The 1,205-nt window shown below is 56.3% G+C and carries 1 rRNA gene; it reads right to left on the bottom strand.

Going from position 1 to position 1,205, the window contains the following annotated elements:
* Positions 1-22: 22 nt before the first annotated feature.
* Positions 23-1,205: ribosomal RNA gene (locus KUM44_RS27700) — 23S ribosomal RNA — on the bottom strand; the annotation flags it as partial.

Genomic DNA, 1,205 nt, shown 5'->3' with positions numbered 1-1,205 from the left:
AACACAGTGGACGCGAGCAACTGAGGACAAGCCCTCGGCCTATTAGTACCGGTCACCTCCACACGTTACCGTGCTTCCAGATCCGGCCTATCAACCCAGTCGTCTACTGGGAGCCTTACCCCATCAAGTGGGTGGGAGTCCTCATCTCGAAGCAGGCTTCCCGCTTAGATGCTTTCAGCGGTTATCCCTCCCGAACGTAGCCAACCAGCCATGCCCTTGGCAGAACAACTGGCACACCAGAGGTTCGTCCGTCCCGGTCCTCTCGTACTAGGGACAGCCCTTCTCAAGACTCCTACGCGCACAGCGGATAGGGACCGAACTGTCTCACGACGTTCTAAACCCAGCTCGCGTACCGCTTTAATGGGCGAACAGCCCAACCCTTGGGACCGACTCCAGCCCCAGGATGCGACGAGCCGACATCGAGGTGCCAAACCATCCCGTCGATATGGACTCTTGGGGAAGATCAGCCTGTTATCCCCGGGGTACCTTTTATCCGTTGAGCGACGGCGCTTCCACAAGCCACCGCCGGATCACTAGTCCCGACTTTCGTCCCTGCTCGACCCGTCGGTCTCACAGTCAAGCTCCCTTGTGCACTTACACTCAACACCTGATTGCCAACCAGGCTGAGGGAACCTTTGGGCGCCTCCGTTACTCTTTAGGAGGCAACCGCCCCAGTTAAACTACCCATCAGACACTGTCCCTGATCCGGATCACGGACCCAGGTTAGACATCCAGCACGACCAGAGTGGTATTTCAACGATGACTCCACGAACACTGGCGTGCCCGCTTCACAGTCTCCCACCTATCCTACACAAGCCGAACCGAACACCAATATCAAACTGTAGTAAAGGTCCCGGGGTCTTTCCGTCCTGCTGCGCGAAACGAGCATCTTTACTCGTAGTGCAATTTCACCGGGCCTATGGTTGAGACAGTCGAGAAGTCGTTACGCCATTCGTGCAGGTCGGAACTTACCCGACAAGGAATTTCGCTACCTTAGGATGGTTATAGTTACCACCGCCGTTTACTGGCGCTTAAGTTCTCAGCTTCGCCAGAACGAATCCTGACTAACCGGTCCCCTTAACGTTCCAGCACCGGGCAGGCGTCAGTCCGTATACATCGCCTTACGGCTTCGCACGGACCTGTGTTTTTAGTAAACAGTCGCTTCTCGCTGGTCTCTGCGGCCACCCCCAGCTCAGGACGTAAAG

Source organism: Streptomyces sp. AC550_RSS872, from assembly GCF_019049285.1.
Lineage (GTDB): Bacteria > Actinomycetota > Actinomycetes > Streptomycetales > Streptomycetaceae > Streptomyces.
This window is presented reverse-complemented; position numbering and strand designations above follow the sequence as displayed.